Source organism: Barnesiella sp. ET7, assembly GCF_024733785.1.
GTDB lineage: Bacteria > Bacteroidota > Bacteroidia > Bacteroidales > Barnesiellaceae > Barnesiella > Barnesiella merdigallinarum.
Window position 1 is genome coordinate 70,434 of the sequence record NZ_JANRHM010000003.1, and the last position, 22,087, is coordinate 92,520.

Genomic DNA, 22,087 nt, shown 5'->3' on the forward strand with positions numbered 1-22,087 from the left:
TCACCTTTCACTATCTTTGCACCGTTTAACCGCAAGAGATGGAAAACCCTGTACCCCAGACACACAAGAAGCGCATCGACAGCATCGACCTGCTCAAAGGTCTTGCTATCGTGGGTATCGTGTGGAAACACACCGTCCACCCCCACTGGTGCGACCTGATTCTCATCAGCGCCATCTTCTTCATCCTGTCGGGTACCTTTTTCAAGGACGAACCCTTCGTCCCCTTCCTGAAGAAGCGGGTGAGGACGATACTCGTTCCCTTTCTCGTCTTCTATCTCTTCTCCTTTCTCGCCCGGCTGCTCTTCCACGTAGCTCACCACCACACGCTGCACGGGTTCGACTGGAGTGCCGTGCTGCAACTCTTCACCATCGACAGCGGGTCGCTCTACCTCTCGGTCAATATTCCGCTGTGGTTTCTGGTCTGCCTCTTCGTGATGCAGCTTATCTTCTGGGTATTGAACCGACTCATTCCGCAGCGGCATCGCACCCTCTGGTTCCTGCTCGTAATAGCCGTCATCTACGCTGGCTACCCGGCTATCGAAGAGTGGCGCACCCTATTCATGGTCAACGTGGCTCTCGAGAGTCTGCCCTACTTCATCGCCGGCAACCTCTTCGGGCTGCCGCTGGCCCGATACCTGGCCCGCAGTTCACACCGATACCTCGTGGCACTCCTCGGGCTGGCGCTGTTCATCGCCGTGCAATACCTGCCGATCGAGTGGCCGGTGCTCTCGCTGGTCAAGTTCTTTGCCCTCTTTGCGGCCCTCCTTGCCCTCCTCTCTTATGCCGAGGGCAACCGCTCGCCGTTGGCCCGTTTCGTGCGCACCTGCGGCGAATCGTCGCTGCTCATCATGGGCATCCACGTCATCCTGCTGGCACCCCTGCAACCGATAGCCTGTGCCATCACCGGCAAGCCCGACCTGCTGGCCGGAGCCATTGCCCTCGCCCTCACCCTGCTCGTCATCTACCTGCTCATTCCGGTAGTGAACAAGTATATCCCCTGGGCTGTGGGGAAGAGACGATAGTCCATCGTATCGTATGAGATAAAAACCAAGCGGAGCGGAAGAGTCAATGACTCATCCGCTCCGCTTGATTATGGTGTGGCTACCGATTACTCCCGAGGTTGGAGCAATCGGTTATACTCGGCATCGTCGTGGATAATCGCCATCGCCTTGACAAACGAGGGATTCTCGGGGTTCATAATGCGGAAATAGGCCGCCGTGTCGAACATGTCACGAGCGACGAGCGCCTTGACCTGCAAGGCTATGAGGTTACGCGACTTCTGGTACTGCTCCTCGTCATACTTCACCTTCTCGGCCTCGCCCATCTTCAGCAGGTCGGCAAGCATCTCGTCAGTCACCGTGAAGCCCTCGACAAACTGCTCCACATTCTTGTAACGGCTCGTCAGCTCCTTGCGGTGCTTGTCGAGGTAGTTGATAGGATACTGGTTCAATACCCCCTTGGCCAGCAGATCGCGGTGAAAATCGGTATAGATGGTAGTGTCGAGCGGCACAAATACATCGGGCATGATTCCCCCGCCACCGTAGACGATACGCTTGCTCTTCAAGGTCTGATATTGCAGCGAGTCGGGGAAATGAATACTGTCGGTATAGATGAGTTCGCCGTGGTTGAAACGGTCGAGCAGCTCCCGCTCGTAGGCCTCGTGTCCCTTGTCGTAGGGTTTCTGGATGCTGCGCCCTGCCGGGGTATAGTAGCGGGCTACGGTCAGACGTATCATCGAACCGTCGGGGAAGGGAATAGGCCGTTGTACCAGCCCCTTGCCGAAGGTGCGGCGACCGACAATCACGCCACGGTCCCAATCCTGCACGGCTCCCGACAGAATTTCGCTGGCCGAGGCCGAACTCTCATCGACCAACAGCACCAGTTTTCCTTTCTGAAACAACCCCTGTTTAGTGGCAAAGGCATCGTCGCGAGGCGAACGGCGCCCCTCGGTATAGACAATCGACTGCCCGTCGTCGAGGAACTCGTCGGCCATGCCGATAGCACTCACCAGGTATCCGCCTCCGTTGCCCTGAAGGTCGACAATAAGGTTTTTCATACCCTTCTTTTTCAACGCCTTGAGTGCATCGGAGAACTCCTTGTCGGTCGTGGCGGCAAAGCGGCTCACCCGGATGTAGCCCGTCTCCTTGTCGGCCATATACGAAGCGTCGATGCTGTAAATAGGTATCTTGTCGCGTACGATTCTGAACTCGATGGGCTCCTTCACCCCCTTGCGCAACACGCTCACCCGCACCACTGTGCCGGCCTCGCCGCGCAAGCGTTTCATAATGTCGGTATTTTTCATCTTCACCCCGGCAATCACCGTGTCGTTGACCGAGACGATGCGGTCGCCCGCCAGGATGCCCACCTTCTCCGAGGGGCCCCCCACGATGGTCTGTATCACATACAGCGTGTCGCGGTTCATGTTGAACTGAATGCCGATGCCGCTGAAGTTGCCCTGCAACGGTTCGTTCATCTCCTTGGTCTCCTCGGCAGTCGTATAGGTCGAATGGGGGTCGAGTTTCTCGAGCATGCCCCGTATGCCATCCTCGACCAACTTCGCTTCGTCGACCTCGTCGACATAGAGGTTGGTGATGGCAAAATCGGCCAGACTCAGTTTGCGCATGCCTTCACTCTGGCCCTGCGCCCGTACGGCTCCTGCGGTCACGGCCAGCAGGAGTATTGCAAAAAACAGTCTTTTCATCGTTTGTTGTCAAATTATACCAGTTTCAAACCCTTGGGTACAAACTCGTCTACACTGTGACCGAAGCGCAAGAGCTCGCGCACGATAGTGGAGCTGACGTGGGTCAGCTCGGGTTCGGTAAACAGGATGATGGTCTCTACGCCCGAGAGCTTGCGATTTACGTCGGCAATCGTCTTTTCATACTCAAAATCGTTGACCGACCGAATGCCCCGCAAGATAAACCGGGCATTCCACTCCCTGGCCAGGTCGATGGTGAGACTGTCGTACGAGACAACCCGCACGCGGGGATTGTCGCGGAAGAGGTCGCGCAGCATGTCGAGCCGCTGCTCCACCGTAAAATAGGTGCGTTTCGAGTCGTTGATACCGATGGCAATCACCACTTCGTCGAGCAGTTCGAGCCCGCGGTTTACAATCGACATGTGGCCGATGGTAAAGGGGTCGAAAGTCCCGGGAAATACGGCGATTCGTTTAGACGAGGTTGGTGTCATCTTCTATAACCAGATTTTGTACAATAAAATTTTGTCGCTCCATGGTGTTCTTGCCCATGTAAAACTCGAGCAGGTCTTTCACCAGGTCTTCTTTTCGCAACGATACTTGGTCGAGGCGCATATCGGGGCCGATGAACTGGCGGAACTCCTCGGGCGAAATCTCGCCCAACCCTTTGAATCGAGTCACCTCGGGATTGGCCCCGCACTTCTCGATGGCAGCGATACGCTCTTCGTCGCTATAACAATAGTAGGTCTCCTTCTTGTTGCGCACCCTGAAGAGGGGGGTCTGCAAAATATAGACATGCCCCTTCTTGATCAGGTCGGGGAAGAACTGCAGGAGGAAGGTAATCATCAGCAGACGTATGTGCATGCCGTCGACATCGGCATCGGTAGCGATAATCACCTTGTTGTAGCGCAACCCCTCGATACCCTCCTCGATGTTGAGGGCCGCCTGCAACAGGTTGAACTCCTCGTTTTCATACACCACCTTCTGGGTGAGGCCGTAGGTGTTGAGGGGCTTCCCCCGCAGCGAGAATACGGCCTGAGTCTCTACGTTGCGAATCTTGGTAATCGAGCCGCTGGCCGAGTCGCCCTCAGTAATGAATATGCAACTCTCGTCGCGCCGGTCGCCCTTCGCATCGTTGTAGTGTATGCGGCAGTCGCGCAACTTGCGGTTGTTGAGGCTCGCCTTCTTGGCCCGTTCGCGGGCCAGCTTCGTCACCCCGGCAATAGCCTTGCGCTCCTTCTCCGAGGCCAATATCTTTTTCAGCATCACCTCGGCCACATCGCCGTGCTTGTGCAGGTAGTTGTCCAGCTCCTTCTTCAGGAAGTCGCCGATAAACTTGGCCACCGTAGGTCCTTCGGGGCCCATGTCTTTCGAGCCCAGTTTGGTCTTGGTCTGCGACTCGAACACCGGCTCCTCTACCTTGATGCTGATGGCGGCCACCATACCGTTGCGAATGTCGGTATACTCGAAATTCTTGTTGTAAAACTCCTTGATGGTACGCGACACCGACTCTCTGAAGGCGGTCAAGTGGGTACCGCCCTGGGTGGTGTGCTGCCCGTTGACAAACGAGTAGTACTCTTCGCCATACTGGTTACCGTGGGTGATGACCACCTCGATGTCGGTCCCCGACAGGTGAATGATGGGATAGAGCGGATCGGTGGTCATGTTCTCGTTGAGCAGGTCGACCAGACCGTTGCGCGAGTGGTATCTACGCCCGTTCAGCAAGATAGTGAGCCCCGTGTTCAGGAACACATAGTTCTTGAGCAGCGGCACAATCAGCTCCTCGCGATAAGCATAGTTTTTGAATATGGTATTGTCGGGGGCAAACTGCACCAGCGTGCCGTTGAGCTCGTCGGTAGGCGTGAGGCCGCTCTCCGAGATGACTTCGCCCCGGGCATAGCTCACCGAGTTGCTCATGCCGTCGCGATACGACTGGATAAAGAAACTCGACGACAAGGCATTCACCGCCTTGATACCCACGCCGTTCAACCCCACCGACTTCTTGAAGGCCTTGGAGTCGTATTTACCGCCGGTGTTCATTTTCGACGATACGTCGCGCACCTTGTCGAGAGGGATACCCCGGCCGTAGTCGCGCACCGAAACCACTTCGGGCGAAATCTCCACGACTATCTGTTTGCCAAAGCCCATCATATGCTCGTCGAGCGCATTGTCGAGCACCTCTTTCAGCAGCACATAGATGCCGTCGTCGGCGTGCGAGCCGTCGCCCAGCTTGCCGATATACATACCGGGACGGCGACGGATGTGCTCTTTCCAGTCGAGGGTCTTGATGGCGTCGGAGCCATATTCCAAGTCGATATTTACATGTGTATTTTCTTCCATAAAATTCTATCCTGCCGGCTCTGTACCGGCTTTCCACACAAAGATAACGCTAAAAAAAGAGTAAAAAAAGAATAACTCCCTTTTTACGACCTTTTTAAGAAATAAAACGGAGCCCGGCAGGGCGTAAACGCCTTGCCCGACTCCGTGAAAATTCGATTTCGCCCAACCCGGCTATTGCTGCTCGGCCAGCGCAAAGTCGAGCTGCTTGCGCTCGAGGTTGGCCCGAGCCACCTTGATGCGGATGGGATCGCCCAGCCGATAGATGCGGTGGGTACGGCGCCCCATGAGGCAGTAGTTCTTCTCGTCGAACTCGTAGTAATCGTCCTCGAGGTCGCGTATGGGTACCAGCCCCTCGCACTTGTTCTCGTTGATTTCGACATACAGTCCCCACTCGGTAATGCCCGAGATGACACCGTCGTACTCCTGTCCCAACCGCTCGCTCATGTACTCGACCTGCTTGTACTTGATCGAGGCACGCTCGGCACTGGCAGCGAGCTGTTCCATATCCGAAGCGTGTTCGCACTCATCCTCCAGCGCCTGCACGTTCACGCTGCGGCCGCCGGCCATGTAGCGCTCGAGCAGCCGGTGTACCATCAGGTCGGGATACCGGCGTATGGGCGATGTAAAGTGGGTATAGTAGTCAAAAGCCAGTCCGTAGTGGCCGATATTGACTGTCGTATAGATGGCCTTGGCCATGGCCCGTATGGCAATGGTCTCTACCAGGTTCTCTTCGGGACGTCCCTGCACCTTGGCCAGCAGGCTGTTGATGCCTTTCGACAGGTCGCTCTTGCTGCCCTCGGTCTTGATTTTGTAGCCGAAGCGGGTGATGAAGGCGGCAAACGACGACATCTTGTCGGGGTCGGGCAGGTCGTGTACACGATAGACAAAGGCTTTGGGTTTGCGGCCATCCTTGGGCTTGCCCACAAACTCGGCCACCGTACGGTTGGCCAGCAACATGAACTCCTCGATGAGCTTGTTGGCCTCCTTCGATACCTTGAAGTAGACCCCTATGGGCTTGCCGTTCTCGTCGATGTCGAACTTCACCTCGTGACGGTCGAAGTTGATGGAGCCGTGCTCGAAACGCCGTTTGCGCAGTTTCTGAGCCAGGTCGTTCAACGTAAGTATCTCTTCCTTGTAATCACCCTCGCCGGTCTCGATGACGGCCTGTGCCTCTTCGTAGGCAAAGCGGCGGTTCGACCGAATGACGGTGCGGGCGATGTGCGACTTCTGTACCTCGGCCTCGTCGTTCAGCTCGAAGATGCACGAGAAGGTGAGCTTCTCTTCATCGGGGCGCAGCGAGCAGACGTCGTTGCACAACCGCTCGGGCAACATGGGTACCACACGGTCGACCAGATAGACCGACGTACCGCGGTGCTCGGCCTCCTTGTCGATGATGCTGCCGGGCTTCACATAGTAGCTCACATCGGCAATGTGCACGCCTACCTCCCAATGGCCGTTGTCGAGACGACGAATCGACAGGGCGTCGTCGAAGTCCTTGGCATCCTTGGGGTCGATGGTAAAGGTGGTCACCTCTCTGAAGTCCTCGCGAGCGGCAATCTCCTCGGGCGTAATGGTGTCGGGTATCTTGTTGGCCGCCTTCTCCACAGCCTCGGGGTAGCGATAGGGCAACCCGAACTCGGCCAGGATGGCATGAATCTCGGTATTGTTCTCACCGGCCGGTCCCAGAATGTCGATAACCTCGCCATAGGGATTTCGTGCCCGATCGGGCCACTCGGTGATGCGCACCACCGCCTTGTCGCCCGTCTTGCCCCCCTTGAGGGCATTCTTGGGAATGAATATGTCGTTGGCCAGCACCTTGTTGTCGGTAAGCAGGAAGGCAAAGTGCTTCTGCACCTCGAGCGTACCCACAAAGGTCTGCGGATTCTTTTCGATAATCTCGACCACTTCGCCCTCGGCATCGTGGCCCTTGCGTTTGGCATAGACCAGCACCCGCACCCGGTCGCCGTCCATGGCGTGCATCGAGTTGCGCTCGGCAATGAAAATCGACTCTTCGTCGTCGGTAATGACATGATTCTTACCGTTCGAACGACGTTCGAAACGGCCTACCACTTCGGTGCCCCGGCTGTTGGCCTTGTATTTGCCGGGCGAGACCTCGATCAGGAAGTTCTGCTCAGCCATGCCCTCGAGCAACTGGAACACCATCTGTTTCTGGGGCGTAGTCTTGGCCCCAACCCCATGAGCGACCTGTTTGTAATTAAACGCCCGCTTTCTGTCCTGATTGAAGAACTCGACCATCAAGGCCAGCATATCTTCCTTTTTGATTCGCTTGGAATCTTTTTTCTTCGTCTGTTTCATCTTATAGGGGTTTAATGTGGGTATACAACAATCGTGAACGGCAGGAGTCGGATGGCGATAACGGCCTCACTCTCACGCAGGCCATGCCGCCTCGTCTCCTATGACTATCCAAAGATAGCGAAAACGTCGGTAGAAACAAACTAAAACGGAACTTATTCTGGACTTTTGAGCGAAAAAACAGGTGTTATTTCACAACCGCCCGGCCACGTACCCCGCGGCACAGAGCGACACTCCCCCCGCTGTTGTTACATAAGCTCAAAAGACCTTGAGCAGCCCGAAGGCCATGCCCAGATAGAGGAAGAGCGTGATGAACGACCAGGCGAAACGAGCCTTGACAAAAGGCTCGCCGGTCGACTTGCACCGCCTGGGATAGCGCAGAATACCCGCTACAGGTCCTACAAAACAGACGGCCATGGCCGCTTGCAACCAAGTGAGGTCGAAATAGACGCCGACCAAAAACAGCACAAAGATAAAAAAGGCTATCAGCTCCATGTAGCCGAGACTGTTCAACGCTTTCCGTTCCATAACACGACTCTCTTTTATTCTTCCCCGGCCCCGATGCAGCGCGGCATCGCCCGGGGAGTGTTACAACTCTATTTAAACCAAGTCAGCCCGATATTGAACAACCGGGCTGACTCGTATCTGGTTTCAGCAATTAAGCATCGATATTGGCATAGGTGGCATTCGACTCGATGAACTCGCGACGCGGACCTACATCCTCGCCCATCAGCATCGAGAAGATGCGGTCGGCCTCGGCGGCATTGTCGATAGTCACCTGCTTGAGGATACGGTTCTCGGGGTCCATGGTGGTCTCCCACAACTGGTGGGGATTCATCTCACCCAAACCTTTGTAACGCTGCGTCTCCATCAACTGCTCGTTGCCATCGCAGTATTTCACGCAGAACTGGTCTTTCTGCTGGTCGGTCCAGCAATACTCCTCGGCTTTGCCCCGCTTGCTCTTGCACTTGTAGAGCGGCGGCGTGGCCAGATAGACGTAGCCTTGCTCCAAGAGCGGACGCATGCGGCGGAAGAAGAAGGTGAGCAACAGGGTGGCAATGTGTGCGCCATCGACATCGGCATCGGTCATGATGATGATTTTGTGGTAGCGCAGCTTCTCGATGTTGGCCTGCTTCGAATCCTCGGCCGTACCGATGGTTACGCCCAGCGCCTTGAACATGTTGCTGATTTCCTGACTTTCGAATACCTTGTGGTCCATGGCCTTCTCGACATTCAGAATCTTACCGCGCAACGGCAGAATGGCCTGGAACATACGGTCGCGGCCCTGCTTGGCCGAACCACCGGCCGAGTCACCCTCGACGAGGAATATCTCACACTCCTCGGGGTTACGCGAAGAACAGTCGGCCAGCTTACCGGGCAGCCCGCCTCCCGAGAGGGGCGACTTGCGTTGTACCAGCTCACGAGCCTTGCGGGCGGCATGACGGGCCGTAGCAGCAATGATTACCTTCTCGACGATGGCCTTGGCCTGAGCAGGATGCTCTTCCAGATAGTTGGCCAGCGCCTCGCTCACGGCCGTATCGACAGCACCGATTACCTCGCTGTTACCCAGCTTGGTTTTGGTCTGACCCTCGAACTGAGGTTCCATCACCTTCACCGAGATAACGGCGGTAAGGCCTTCGCGGAAGTCGTCGCTGCTGATTTCGACCTTCACCTTGTCGAGCATCTTGGAATCCTCGGCATACTTTTTCAGCGTACGGGTCAAACCGCGGCGGAAACCGGTGAGGTGCGTACCGCCCTCGATGGTGTTGATATTGTTGACGTAGGAGTATACGTTCTCGTTGTAGGTGGTATTGTAGGTCATGGCCACTTCGACGGGGACACCCTGACGCTCGGTCGAGATGTGTATCACGTCGTCGATCAGGTGCTCCTTGTTGGAGTCGATGTAGCGCACAAACTCTTTCAAGCCCTCTTTCGAATAGAAAACATCTTTCCGGAACTCGCCGTTCTCGTTGACTGCCCGACGGTCGGTCAGCGACAGCGTAATGCCGGCATTCAAGAAGGCCAGGTCGCGCAGGCGGTGTGCCAGAATATCGTAGTCGTAGACCGTAGTCGTGAAGATAGAGGCATCGGGGTGGAAGATAATCGTCGTACCCCGCTCGTCGGTTTCGCCAATCACCTCGACATCGTGCAGCGGTTTTCCACAGGCATACTCTTGCATATAGACCTTGCCGTCGCGGCGAATCTCGGCACGCAGATAGGTCGACAGGGCATTCACACACGAAACACCTACACCGTGCAGACCACCCGATACCTTGTAAGAACCCTTGTCGAATTTACCACCCGCATGAAGCACCGTGAGCACTACCTCGAGGGCCGACTTGTGTTCCTTCTCGTGCATGTCGACCGGGATACCACGACCGTTATCGACCACCTTTATCGAGTTATCTTCGTTGATATACACCTCGATGTGTGTAGCATAACCGGCCATAGCCTCGTCGATTGAGTTGTCGACTACCTCGTAGACCAGGTGATGCAAACCTTTGACGCCAATATCGCCAATATACATGGCCGGGCGCTTACGAACGGCCTCGAGCCCTTCGAGCACTTGAATACTATCGGCTGAATAAGTTTTGTTTTCTGTTCCTTCTGACATATTATCCGAATCTTTTTATTTGTATTGAGGTCTTTCCCTCCTCCGGTTTTCAGACCGGTACCTTACGGGAAAAACACAGTAGAAGCGGCTCGAAAAGCCGTCTCTCCACGAACAAACAAAAATAGAGAAAAAAGTTGGAATGACGAAATATCACGCCAAGAAATCGCACCCTTTCAGAGACAAACGCCACGGGTTTTACACATCGCCGGTCCTCCTCGACCGACCGAATATAAAAAGAGTGCGGCAGCCGTTACTGTCGCACTCTTAAAGTAGCCCATAGGAGAATCGAACTCCTCTTTCAAGAATGAAAATCTTGCGTCCTAGCCGATAGACGAATGGGCCGTACCTATCACCGGCGGGGGTGTCCCTGCCGATTTTCAATCTCTACGAAATTACAATTTGTTGACGTGGAGAGCCAATTTCGATTTCAGGTTAGCGGCTTTGTTTTTGTGGATTACATTTTTCTTAGCCAGCTTGTCCAACATCGAGCTCACTTTTACATACAAAGCGGCGGCCTCTTCTTTTACAGTAGTAGCACGCAATTTACGAACGGCGTTACGAGCAGTTTTTGCGTAGTAACGGTTACGCAAATTTCTCACTTGTGTTTGTCTGATTCTTTTTTCCGACGATTTATGATTTGCCATCTCAATAGTCTCCTAATTATTTTATTTTTATATTCGTAGCCCATAGGAGAATCGAACTCCTCTTTCAAGAATGAAAATCTTGCGTCCTAGCCGATAGACGAATGGGCCCTTGATAAAAATGCGCCTTAGATGTAAAAAGTAAGGCGCCCTTTCCAAATGCGAGTGCAAATATAGAGCGGTTTTTTGAATTGGCAAAATTTTTCCCTAAAAATCTTTCATTTACCCCCTTTTACTACTCGATTTCGGGTCGCCCTCGCCCCTCGATATAACCCCTGTTCAACTCGATACGGGACGAGGGGACCTCTTGAAACAGATTATCGGGATATTGATTCACCGACTCAAAAACCTACCTGACGCTGTTGTTCGGCATTGTATCGGTCGCCCACGACAGGAATCTCGGCCACAGCCGCTTCGAGTGCCCGCCAGTCGGCTGCCGGCAACTCAAACGAGAGGGTTCGCAGGTTCTCCTCCAGATGCGACAGCTTCGTGGTGCCCGGGATAGGGACTATCCACGGGGCCTTTTGCAACAGCCAGCTCAGCGCCACCTGGGCCGAGGTCATACCCCGGGTGCGGCCGAACTCTTGCAGCACATTCACGATGCGCAGATTGGCTCTGATGGCTTCGGGCTGGAATCGTGGCAGCGTGGGACGGTTGTCGTTATTCGGGTCGAAGGCTGTATATTCGTTGATGCAACCACCCAGAAAGCCCCGGTTCAGCGGACTGTACGGCACAAAGCCGATGCCCAACTCCCGACAGGTGTCGAGTACGCCGTTCTCCTCGACAGCCCGGTGCATGAGGTGATATTCGCTCTGTATCGCCGTGAGCGGCTGCACGGCGTGAGCCTTGCGGATAGTCTCGGCACTCACCTCGCACAACCCCCAACAACGCACCTTGCCCTCGCGAATCAAATCGCCCAACGTGCCGGCTACCTCTTCGATGGGTACCTGCGGGTCGAATCGATGCTGGTAAAAGAGGGGGATGCAGTCGATGCGCAACCGACGCAGCGACTCCTCGCAATAACGACGAATCGTAGCCGGGCGGCTGTCTTGCCGACCGGTCGCTTTCCCGTCAATCACCTCGTGGCCGAACTTCGTCGTCACACAAATGCGGTCGCGAAAGGCGGCCAGCGCCTCGCCCGCCAACCGCTCATTGGTCAGCGGTCCGTAGATAATGGCCGTATCGAAGAGAGTTACCCCACGCTCCACAGCCTCATGCAGCAGAGCCATACACTCCCTTTTCCCGGGGTGCTGACTGCGATTATAGATCATGCCCATCACCCCGAACCCGAGAGCCGATACCTCCAAGGCTGCCGCTCCGCTGCCCAATACCCGGCGGGTGGCAATCGTGGCTGCCTCCCCTACCGGTTGATCGGCCTGCGGTTTATCGACAGCCGGCGACTCCCCGGCCCAAACGCGTTCTATTCCCGAAGGCAGAGCCAGTGCGGCTCCGACCGCAGCCGCCCGCTTGAAAAAAGACCGGCGGCTTATTGCTCCTGTTCGATTCTCTTCTTTCATGTTTACCTCTCTCAATGAATCGAAAATGCACCATCGACCAACAAAGCGTGGCCGTCTACAAAACTGGCATCGTCGGAGCACAGCCACAGCACAGCGTGGGCAATCTCGTCGGGACGCCCCATGCGGCCGGCCGGAATATCGCGCACCAGCTCTTGTTCCAAATCGGGATTTCGCCGAAGCAACTCTTCGACCATCGGGGTTCGTATCACACCCGGGCACACGGCATTGATGCGTATTCCCTGGGCGGCATAGTCGATAGCGGCCGTACGTGTGAGACCGATGACCGCATGCTTGCAGGCTATGTAGGCAGCCTGCCTGGGGAAGCCCGTGACTCCGCCTTGCGACGAGGTGTTGACAATGGCACCACCGCCCTGCCTGAGCATCTGGCGTATCTCGTAACGCATGCAGTTCCATACCCCCTTCAGATCGACGGCCTCCGTGCGGTCAAACTCCTCGTCGGTAATCTCGGCCATGGGCCGTTGCGGGGTCTGTATGCCGGCATTGTTGTGCGCGGCATCCAACCGGCCATAGGTGGCCACTATCCAACCTATCATCTCTTCTACAGCCTTCGTATCGGAGACATCACAGCGGTAGGGCACGGCCGCGTACCCCGCTTGCACCAGCCGGGCTGCCTGGTCTGTCGGCTTGTTAATATCGACCATCACTACGGTAGCTCCAGCCCGGGCAAAAGCCTCGGCGCAAGCCAACCCTATACCGGTCGCTGCCCCGGTAACCAAAGCGACTTTTCCTTGCATAGTTTCCACACTTGTAGTTGATTGTTTATAAGGCAAAGATAAAGATTGAGCCCCGCAACGGGTTTGTTGCGGGGCTCAATCTACTTTACCCAGAAGCTCATTTTGCCGATGGCGGAACTCCGTAAACCTCTTTATAAGCTCGCGAGAAATGGGCCAGATTCTTGAACCCCACCTCGTAGCAAACATCGGTAATGCGATGGTGCCCGCTCTTGATCAGGTCGTGAGCGGCAGCCAGTCGCCGCCGGATAATCCACTTTTGGGGAGTAAGGTCGCTCACTTTGGCAAAATCGCGCTTGAACGTAGCGAGGCTACGCCCTGTATAACCGGCAATTTCGCTCAACGAAAGGTCGAACATGTAGTTCTCGTTGAGATAATCGAGAATATCGATCTTCCACGGCTCCACAAAATCGAACAACGAGGCGTACAGACTGCTGTCGGTATGCAACAACACATACACCCCTTCGACCATTTTCAGTTTCAGTATCTCCTCGGAGGGTTTCTCCCCCGATTCGAAATAGGGAATCACCGACTCGAACAACGCGCGCACATCGGCCCGGTCGCGTGGCAATATCCACAGACTCACTCTCTCCCGGCGACTCTCGGCAGGAATCTCCCTCGGGTCGAGCCGTTGCTGATAAAACTCCCGGAGAAATGCCTTCGAAAATTTCAAAGCAATCGAGTGATAAGGCTTGTCGCCTACAATGCGCTTTTGCAACCACATGCGGTTATCGCGCCGCATAAATGCACAATCGCCCGCACGCAGCACGGTACGTCGGCCCCGCTCCTCAATCTCCAGCTCACCCGAGCATAAATAGATGAGCGTATGATCTCGATTCTCGTGGGCACAACCCCGGTTATCGGTAAAATAACTCGCAATAAGCACATTCGAGTAATCAAAAACTTCCAACCGTTCCATACCTTTTTTTTACATGATAGTACAAATATAACCTCATATTCCAGAGCCCCCTTTGCTGTGAGGCTCTTTTATCATTTTCCCACTTAAAACTCTTGTTAAAACAGTCGCTTAGAGGCTCTTCCCTTTTGCTCAAAAAAAGTTATTTTTGCACTAAACTTATTACTCGAATGCTCGAAAAAACCTTAGGTATCGTTCTGCATATTATCCCCTACAACGACAAGGTAGCGGTGGCTCACCTCTACACGCGTGAGTATGGTCGCATGGCTTTTCTCTTCCCTCAGGGCAACGGCCGGAAAGCCCGCATGTACCGCCCGCTCTTCATGCCTTTCTCGATTCTCGAACTCGACATCGACCATCGCAACACCCGCGAGTTGCAAAAGATTGTCGAGGCCCGCACCATGCTCCCCCTGCAAAACATCTATACCGACCCGGTGAAGAATGCCGAGACGCTGTTCCTGGCCGAGATGCTGGGCCAGACCCTCAAGATGCCCGAGCCCAACCCGCAGCTCTTCGCCTTCATTGCCCAGGCTATCCAGGTGCTCAATCTCATCGACGAGGGCAAAGCCAACTTTCACCTCTGCTTCCTGCTGCAGCTGTGCGGATTTCTCGGCTTCAGTCCCAACATGGAGAGCTACCACCCGGGCTACTACTTCGACATGCTCAACGGCATATTCACCCCCAGCCGCCCGCTACATGCCTATACGCTCGAGCCCCGCGAGGCCGAAATTTTCGCGCAGCTCACCCGCATGGACTTCAACAACCTGCGCTACTTCCGCTTCAACCGGGGCGAACGCAACGCCGTGCTCGACCGCATCCTCACCTACTACCGGCTGCACCAGCCCGGCATCGACGAGCTGCACTCGCCCGAAATATTGAAAGCCCTCTTCGACTAATCGGCCCAAAGGGTTGACGGATATAAATTTTTATACTACTTTTGTCGGCTGAATGCCCTTGTAGTTCAACGGATAGAACGGAAGTTTCCTAAACTTTAAATCCGAGTTCGATTCTCGGCGGGGGTACAAAAGGGGCTGAACCGGATACACTTCTCGGTTCAGCCCCTTTTGTTGTGACTGCCAGCCCCGGCCCCTGCCACAGACAATGACTTGCCACCCAAGGTGACAAAAAAAAGGAATCCGAAAACTCGGATCCCTTTTTTCTTATGCTTAAGCGCCTGCTTTATTTGGCAGCGGCAGCCTCTTTGGCGGCCTTCTTGGCAATGCTGCGGCGTTGGATTTCGTAAGCGATGGGCGTAGCCACGAACAAGGTCGAGAACGTACCGATGATTACACCGAACAGCATGGCAAATGCAAAGCTACGAACCGACTCGGCTCCCAACAAGAGGATACACAGCAACACGATAATCGTACTTTGTCCCGTATTGATTGTACGAGGCAACGTACTGTTCAAGGCGCTATTAATCGACGTTACCAAATCGCGCTTGGGATAGAGCGTTTTTTCCTCGCGAATACGGTCGAAGATTACCACCGTATCGTTCACCGAGTAACCGATAACCGTCAATACCGCAGCGACAAAGTTCTGATCGATCTCCATCGAGAAGGGCAAAACTCCATAAAGCAGCGAGTACAAGCCCACTACCGAGAAAGTGGTAAAGGCTACCGAAACCAGCGTACCCGCACTGAACGCGATGTTGCGGAATCGGAGCAAGATATACAGAGCCATCGCAATCAACGAGAAAAAGACTGCCCAATAGGCTCCCACCTTAATATCGTCGGCAATAGTCGGGCCTACCTTCTGGCGGCTCTGAATCATATTTTTGGAAAACTCTTCATAGGTAGTATCGCCCAGCAGGCTCTTCATTCCCTCGTAGAGTTTTGTTTCGATTTCACGGTCAACCTCCTCGCCGTTATCGGCAATACGGTAATTGGTCGAGATACGCACTTGATTGCTGCTCGTGATGGTGATTACCGACAACGAATGTCCTTCGAACGAAGGCTCAAGCATATTTTCGATTTCGAGCGGGCTTACCGGTTGTTCAAATCGAACCACGTAGTTACGGCCTCCCGAGAAATCGATACCTTGATTCATTCCACGAGTGAAGAACGAAACGACAAACACGGCTATTACGGCCAGAATGCAGATATAACCTATCTTGCGCAACCCTACGAAATTGATGTGGGTATCGGTGAGGAAATTACGCGAAATAGCCGTAGTGAAAGTCATATTATTGAATTTCCCGCGGTTCAGACCAGCCTCGAAAATGAGACGGGTGATAAAGATAGCCGTAAAGAACGAAGTAGCGATACCGATAATCAAGGTTGTGGCAAAGCCCAAGATGGGACCCGTTCCATAAATCAGCAGAATCACACCCGTGATGATAGAGGTCAAGTTCGAGTCGAAGATTGCCGAGAATGCATTCTTGTAACCATCGGCAACCGCCGATTTCATATTCTTACCCGCACGCAATTCTTCTTTGGTACGCTCGAAAATCAGCACGTTGGCATCGACCGCCATAGCCAAAGACAACACGATACCGGCAATACCCGAAAGGGTGAGCACGGCTTGCAGCGAGGCAAGAATACCCACAGTGAAGAAAAGGTTGCATATCACACCGAAGCTGGCAATAAGCCCCGGCGTCCAGCCGTACATGATAATCAAATAGGCCATCAGCAGCACCAAAGCGACCAAGAACGAAATCAATCCGTTTTGAATAGCCTCCTGGCCCAGCGAAGGACCGATGATGTCTTCTTGTACAATCGTTACAGAAGCTGCCATCTTACCCGATTTGAGCACATTGGCCAAGTCTTTGGCCTCTTCGGGCGAGAATCCGCCCGTAATCTCCGAGCTACCACCCGTGATGGCACCATGTACATTGGGGAACGAATATACTTGATTGTCGAGCACGATAGCGATGGCGTTGCCGATGTTGTCGCGGGTCAGTTTCTCCCACGTCTTGGCACCCTCGGCATTCATGGTCATGCTCACTACCGAGCCTTTAATCTTGTCGAAATCGTCGCGAGCATCGGTAATCACGTCGCCGCCCAGAGGAGCTTTTCCTCCTTTACCGGCTTTAAGGGCAACGAGTTCATACATGGTTTGTTTCTCGTCGATGGGTTTCACCGTCCAGCGCAGGATAAGGTCGCTGGGCAGGATGTCGCGGGCAATCTTGCTCGACAACATGCTGTTTACGGCAGCCGTATCGTTTTTGTTCACAATACCGATTACCGGCGAACCGCCGTAGGCTTGTGTATAGTTCATCAGCGAAAGCAACGGATTCTGTTTGCGGAAACGAGCCATCATTTCGGCATCCGACTCCTCTTTCTGCAGTTTGGCTTTCAGCGACTGAGCGGTGCTGTCGCCCGTAGCGGCAGCGGCAGTAGCCGTCGTGTCGGTTGCAGCCGGTGCAGGTTCGGTAACGGGAGCCTCGGCAGCTACCGAGTCGGTAGCCTGGCTGGCATTGGCAGCAGCCAGAGCGTTGTTTACAGCATCGAGTTTGGCAATGAGCTGGTCGAGCTTATAAGTTTCCCAAAACTCGAGGTTTGCGCTACCTTGCAACAATTTTCTCACACGTTCGGGCTCTTTGATACCCGGCAATTCTATCGAGATAAGACCGTCTTTCTCCAACTTTTGGATATTGGGAGCAACCACACCGAAGCCGTCGATACGCGTGCGCAATACATTATACGAGTTGTCTACCGCACTGTTCAATTCGTTGCGCAAAACGGCTATTACCTCTTCGTTGGTCGACTTCGGCGTAATCTTGTCTTTCAACTGGAAGGTGCTGAAGATAGCCGAGAGGCGCACATTGGGATCGATTTTTCTGTATTCGTCGTAGAACGAAGCGATAAAATCGTTGTTCCCGGCTTGTGCAGCCTGTGCGGCAGCAATAGCCGCATTGAAATTGGGGTCGGGGTTGTTATTCGACAACGATTTGAGCACATCGGCCACCGAAATTTGCAGCATTACATTCATACCGCCTTTCAAGTCGAGGCCCAAACCTATTTCCATTTCACGGCATTGCTGATACGTATAATACCACCAATACACCTTTTCCGTAGAGATAGAGTCGATATAATGTTTATACTTCGCCTCATCGCCGGCGGCATACTCTTTCGCTTTGTTGTTGTAAACAGTGGTTACAACCGAAAACGAAATGTAGAACAAGCAGATAAGTGTAAGCAAAACCGCAATGACTCTAATAAATCCTTTGTTTTGCATGTGATTAGTACTTTATTTTTTGTTTTAATTGATTTTCGTATTTTTATCAAGGTGCAAAGATATATTATTTTTTCACAGATGCCCAAAATTATTCGATTTATTTATTATTAACGCTCTTTTTGCCGAATAATCGAAAAGAAGAATGTGGTCGCGCTTTTTGTTATATCTTTGCATAAGGGTGCACCAACACTCCTCCGCCCCTCGGGAAAGGGTTCTATCTTCTTGCGGCATAGCGGTGGGGATGCTATCTTTGTACCCGAATCGAGAGTACCCGCAACCGGTCTGTACCGGCCGGAATTGGGCCCTATCATTTTTTTGTACTATCTTTGATATTCAAAACCGTTGACAATGAATTTGAAACGACCTATTTCCCCCACGACCGCCTATCGGTTTGCCGCCGCTCTGGTGCTGGTGCTGTCGATATACTCCTGTGCCAACATGTCGCGCCCTGGAGGAGGGCCCCGCGACGAGACCCCGCCGCTGTTCGTCAAGAGCACCCCGGCTCCCGGCGCGCTGAACGTGTCGAAACAGCGGGTCGAAATCGAATTCGACGAAATCATCCAGGTCGAAAGCCCGGGCGAAAAGGTGATTGTATCGCCCCCGCAAAAGGACATGCCCGAAATCCGGGCCCTGGGGCGCAAGGTGACCGTAGAGCTCAAAGACTCGTTGCTGCCCAACACCACCTATACCATCGACTTCTCAAACTCGATTGTCGACAACAACGAGAAGAACCCGCTCTACAGCTTTGCCTACTCCTTCTCGACAGGCCCCACCATCGACTCGCTGCAGGTGTCGGGCATCCTGCTCAATGCCAGCGACCTGGAGCCGGTGACCGGCATGCTGGTAGGATTGCACAGCAACCTCGACGACTCGGCCTTCCAGAAGCTGCCGCTGGAGCGAATCGCCAGTTCCGACGAACTGGGGCACTTCACCATACGCAACGTGGCCCCGGGCAAATATCGGCTCTTCGCCCTCAAGGACCTCAACCGCGACTACAAGTTCGACAACCCGTCGGAAGAGATTGCCTTCTTCGACTCCATCGTCGTGCCTACGGCCGATGTCAAGCTGCATGTCGATACCCTGTGGAAGGACAGTGTCACCATCGACACCATCATCGAGTACAACCACACCCACTTCTACCCCAACGACATTCTGCTCACCTCGTTCAACGAGGGGTTTCAATCGCAATACCTCGACAAGACCGAGCGCACCGACCGCCGCCGGCTCAATATCTACTTCAAGGCTCCGGCCGACTCGCTGCCCCGCCTGACGCCGCTCAACTTCGAGAGCGACGACTGGGCCATTCTCGAGCGGTCGCCCCACAACGACAGCCTGCAATACTGGATTAAGGACTCGACCATCTACAACATGGATACCCTGCTCTTTGCCGCCGAGTACCTGCGCACCGACTCGCTCCGGGAACTGTCGCTCTACAACGACACGCTCAAGTTCATCATGAAGCGATACAAGACCCCCAAGAAAAAGGAGAAGAAGAAAGAGGAGGGCGACTCGATCGAGGCTCCCAAAATCGAATTCCTGCAGATGAGCTCCAAGACGAGCGGCTCGCTCGACCTGTACCGCCCGCTGCGATTCTCCTTTGCCGAACCGCTGCAGAGTTACGACCGGGGCAAGATTCACCTCGAGCAGAAACGCGATACGCTGTGGATTCCCGTAGCCGACTCGCTTGTCACCTTCCAGCAGGACTCGATAGCCATACGCGACTATACCCTCTCCTACAAGTGGACGCCAGGCGAGGCTTACCGCGTGGTGATGGACTCGACCGCCTTCACCAATATCTACGGGCTTTTCACCGACGACTACACGCAAGAATTCAAGGTGAAGGCTCTCGAAGACTATGCCAACCTCTACCTTGCCATCACCGGAGTTACCGACTCGGCCATCGTCGAGATTCTCGACTCGGGCGACAAACCGGTGAGGTCGGCTCCTGTCGTCAACGGAGGGGCCGAATTCATGTACATGAACCCGGGCACCTACTATGCCCGACTCTACATCGACAGCAACGGGAACGGCAAATACGATACCGGCAACTATGCCGAGAAGCGACAGCCCGAAGAGGTGTCGTACTACCCCCAGGAGCTGGAACTGAAGGCCAACTGGGACATCGAACAGGAGTGGGACATATACGCCACCCCCGTCGACCGACAGAAGCCCGACAAAATCAAGAAAAACAAACCCAAGGAGAAGAAACGAAGTTACTGACCTGCTTAACTCTTACAAGGCCATGTGTACCCAGAGTCATACGTCTATCGTTGCAAAGGCACGCCTCGCCGTGCTGACACTCGCTCTCCTCGCCGGCAGCCTGCTGTCGGTCACGAGTTCCCAGGCACAAACCTTACCGGGAGTGCAACCCGAGAACCTCACTTACGACATCATCTACCAACTGGGGTTTCTCTGGAAACGGGCCGCCACGGCTACCTTGCAGCTGACCGTCCGCCCCAACAGCTACCACTCGGTGATGACGGCGCGCACGCTGCCTTTTGCCGACAACATCTTCCGGGTGCGCGACACCCTCGTAGCCGACATGCGCCGCAACAGCAACCTGCTGCCCATCTACTATGCCAAGCTCGCCGACGAGGGCGGTACCTACCGCAAAGACGAGGTGCACTACTCCCATACCGAATCGGCTACCACGGGGAAGATACGGCTCTACCGACCCAAGCGGAATGCCATCGAGGATTACACCCTCACCGAGCCGGGCATCGTCTACGACATGCTCAGCATCTTCTATGTGATTCGGGCCTTCGACTTCAGGGCCATGACCATGAACCAGCTCTACAAGACCAAAATCTTCTCGGGAAAAAGCCTCGAATACCTCGACATCGAATATCTGGGGCAGGAGATTCTCAAACAGAACAAAAAGGAGTACAGCACCTTCAAGGTGCGGTTCCGATTCTACGACACTTCGGGCAAAAAGACGAGCGACAACATCTCGGCCTGGATCAGCACCGACTCGCGGCGCATCCCCCTGAAGGTGGAGGGCAAACTGGCGCTGGGCTCGATGAAGGCGGTCTATACCGGCGATTGAGCCACGTGGCTCAACGCTGTGACAACGGACCCCGATAACCGGCCAGACTCTCGGCCAACCGCGCCGCCACCGCCTCGCGCAACGACTGCGGAGCCAACACCTCGGCTTGCCAGAAACTCAGGGCATAGAGCTCCTGCACCAGGTCGGGGGTAATCTTCAACCGGTAGCGGAAAACCGAATGGCTGTCGCCGCGCTCGCTCTCGACCTGGCTCTCGTGCAACGGCAGCGTGCGCAGGTAGTTGGCCTGGAGGGCCGAGACCCGCAACACCACCTCCTCGGCCGGCTGCTCGCCGTAAGTAATGCCGAAACAATCCTTGAAATAGTCGGCCGGCTCGAACCCCTCGGGATAGACAAAGGTGCGGTCGCTCAACTCGAGCGAGGTCACGCGGTCCAACGCATAGGTCTTGATTCTGCGCTCTCCTGCCGGGAGGCCCACCACATACCACCGCTGCCTGAAGAGCTTCACAAAGTAGGGGGCCACCAGCGTGCGCGACCCCGTAATCCGGCGGAACGAATGGTACGAGAGCCACACCATGCGGCTCTCCTTCATCGCCTCGAAGACCTGGCGCAGGAACTTCTGTCCCGAAGGGATATTCTCCAGCACGATGCGGTCGCGCAGCTCCTGGCTCTCGTTGAGCAGGGTGTTGACCGAGAGGGTATTGAGCGCCCACACCCGGGCCCCGTTACCCTCGAGGGCCTCGGGGTCTTCGATGTAGTATTCGTAGGTCGAGGGGTCGCACTCGATATTCACGTCGAACATCTCCTGTATCGCCTGCCGGTAATTCATAAAGGTACGCCGCGCCATCGGCTTCCCCTCGGAGTATTCGCTTCGCATCCACAACTCGTCGATCTCTCGACGGGTGAGGCGGCCGTAGCGTTGCAGCAGGTCGATAAGCCACACATATCGATTGAAAAGCTCCTTTGCCATACACGCTCTGTTTTATCTTTTCCAAAAATAAGCACACCTTTCGAAATTTACCTCATCTCTGCGGCAAATTGTGCGACACCCCGTCGGCCGGGCCTGCCACAGGGTACCTCGTATTCTCAAAAAGAGTGCTCAAAAAAAGACAAACG

Annotated in this window: 16 protein-coding genes and 3 tRNA genes; 5 read left to right on the forward strand and 14 right to left on the reverse strand. The window is 54.6% G+C overall.

Features of this window, described 5'->3' with window-relative positions; genetic code table 11:
• Positions 1 to 38: 38 nt before the first annotated feature.
• Positions 39 to 1,022, forward strand: coding sequence for an acyltransferase family protein (locus tag NW211_RS02800; RefSeq protein ID WP_258326840.1), 984 nt, complete (start codon positions 39 to 41; stop codon positions 1,020 to 1,022).
• Between the two features lie 86 nt (positions 1,023 to 1,108).
• Here the strand turns inward: NW211_RS02800 and NW211_RS02805 are convergent, their stop codons facing one another.
• From NW211_RS02805 to NW211_RS02860, 12 genes are all read right to left on the reverse strand, one after another.
• The gene (locus tag NW211_RS02805) at positions 1,109 to 2,701 is read right to left on the reverse strand and encodes a S41 family peptidase (RefSeq protein ID WP_258326841.1); all 1,593 of its coding nucleotides are present in this window, start codon (positions 2,699 to 2,701) and stop codon (positions 1,109 to 1,111) included.
• A gap of 14 nt (positions 2,702 to 2,715) precedes the next feature.
• A complete protein-coding gene (gene coaD, locus NW211_RS02810) occupies positions 2,716 to 3,189 on the reverse strand; it encodes a pantetheine-phosphate adenylyltransferase (RefSeq protein ID WP_258326842.1) in 474 nt (157 codons plus the stop codon).
• Positions 3,170 to 5,035 (reverse strand): DNA topoisomerase IV subunit B, encoded by a 1,866-nt coding sequence (locus NW211_RS02815; RefSeq protein ID WP_087407985.1) that lies wholly within the window; start codon positions 5,033 to 5,035, stop codon positions 3,170 to 3,172. Before NW211_RS02815 ends, coaD begins: the two co-directional genes overlap by 20 nt.
• Before the next feature lie 171 nt (positions 5,036 to 5,206).
• The gene (gene rnr, locus NW211_RS02820; RefSeq protein WP_087407984.1) at positions 5,207 to 7,351 is read right to left on the reverse strand and encodes a ribonuclease R; all 2,145 of its coding nucleotides are present in this window, start codon (positions 7,349 to 7,351) and stop codon (positions 5,207 to 5,209) included.
• 255 nt (positions 7,352 to 7,606) lie between these two features.
• Positions 7,607 to 7,876 (reverse strand): hypothetical protein, encoded by a 270-nt coding sequence (locus NW211_RS02825; protein WP_087407983.1) that lies wholly within the window; start codon positions 7,874 to 7,876, stop codon positions 7,607 to 7,609.
• A gap of 130 nt (positions 7,877 to 8,006) precedes the next feature.
• Positions 8,007 to 9,962: a DNA topoisomerase (ATP-hydrolyzing) subunit B gene (gene gyrB / locus NW211_RS02830; RefSeq protein ID WP_258326843.1), complete on the reverse strand. Its 1,956-nt coding sequence runs from the start codon at positions 9,960 to 9,962 to the stop codon at positions 8,007 to 8,009.
• 270 nt (positions 9,963 to 10,232) lie between these two features.
• Positions 10,233 to 10,304 (reverse strand) — tRNA-Glu (locus NW211_RS02835).
• A 50-nt stretch (positions 10,305 to 10,354) separates the two neighbouring features.
• Positions 10,355 to 10,606 (reverse strand): 30S ribosomal protein S20, encoded by a 252-nt coding sequence (rpsT, locus tag NW211_RS02840; RefSeq protein ID WP_008862907.1) that lies wholly within the window; start codon positions 10,604 to 10,606, stop codon positions 10,355 to 10,357.
• A gap of 36 nt (positions 10,607 to 10,642) precedes the next feature.
• Positions 10,643 to 10,714 (reverse strand) — tRNA-Glu (locus tag NW211_RS02845).
• A gap of 230 nt (positions 10,715 to 10,944) precedes the next feature.
• Positions 10,945 to 12,120, reverse strand: coding sequence for an aldo/keto reductase (locus tag NW211_RS02850; protein WP_258326844.1), 1,176 nt, complete (start codon positions 12,118 to 12,120; stop codon positions 10,945 to 10,947).
• 11 nt (positions 12,121 to 12,131) lie between these two features.
• The gene (locus NW211_RS02855; RefSeq protein WP_258326846.1) at positions 12,132 to 12,884 is read right to left on the reverse strand and encodes an SDR family NAD(P)-dependent oxidoreductase; all 753 of its coding nucleotides are present in this window, start codon (positions 12,882 to 12,884) and stop codon (positions 12,132 to 12,134) included.
• An 88-nt stretch (positions 12,885 to 12,972) separates the two neighbouring features.
• Positions 12,973 to 13,791 (reverse strand): AraC family transcriptional regulator, encoded by an 819-nt coding sequence (locus NW211_RS02860; RefSeq protein ID WP_258326847.1) that lies wholly within the window; start codon positions 13,789 to 13,791, stop codon positions 12,973 to 12,975.
• A 167-nt stretch (positions 13,792 to 13,958) separates the two neighbouring features.
• Here NW211_RS02860 and NW211_RS02865 point away from each other — a divergent pair, with 167 nt between their 5' ends.
• A complete protein-coding gene (locus NW211_RS02865; protein ID WP_087407978.1) occupies positions 13,959 to 14,684 on the forward strand; it encodes a DNA repair protein RecO in 726 nt (241 codons plus the stop codon).
• A gap of 54 nt (positions 14,685 to 14,738) precedes the next feature.
• Positions 14,739 to 14,810, forward strand: a tRNA-Arg gene (locus tag NW211_RS02870).
• A gap of 157 nt (positions 14,811 to 14,967) precedes the next feature.
• Here the strand turns inward: NW211_RS02870 and secDF are convergent.
• Positions 14,968 to 17,967: a protein translocase subunit SecDF gene (gene secDF, locus NW211_RS02875; protein ID WP_258326848.1), complete on the reverse strand. Its 3,000-nt coding sequence runs from the start codon at positions 17,965 to 17,967 to the stop codon at positions 14,968 to 14,970.
• A 348-nt stretch (positions 17,968 to 18,315) separates the two neighbouring features.
• On the opposite strand from secDF, the gene NW211_RS02880 reads away from it, so the two are divergent.
• Together NW211_RS02880 and NW211_RS02885 are read left to right on the forward strand one after the other, a co-directional pair.
• Entirely contained in the window at positions 18,316 to 20,187 is a 1,872-nt protein-coding gene (locus tag NW211_RS02880) for an Ig-like domain-containing domain (protein ID WP_258326849.1), read from the forward strand.
• Between the two features lie 22 nt (positions 20,188 to 20,209).
• A complete protein-coding gene (locus NW211_RS02885; protein WP_087407974.1) occupies positions 20,210 to 21,013 on the forward strand; it encodes a DUF3108 domain-containing protein in 804 nt (267 codons plus the stop codon).
• Between the two features lie 10 nt (positions 21,014 to 21,023).
• Here the strand turns inward: NW211_RS02885 and NW211_RS02890 are convergent, their stop codons facing one another.
• A complete protein-coding gene (locus NW211_RS02890) occupies positions 21,024 to 21,941 on the reverse strand; it encodes a YafY family protein (protein ID WP_087407973.1) in 918 nt (305 codons plus the stop codon).
• Between the last annotated feature and the right edge of the window lie 146 nt (positions 21,942 to 22,087).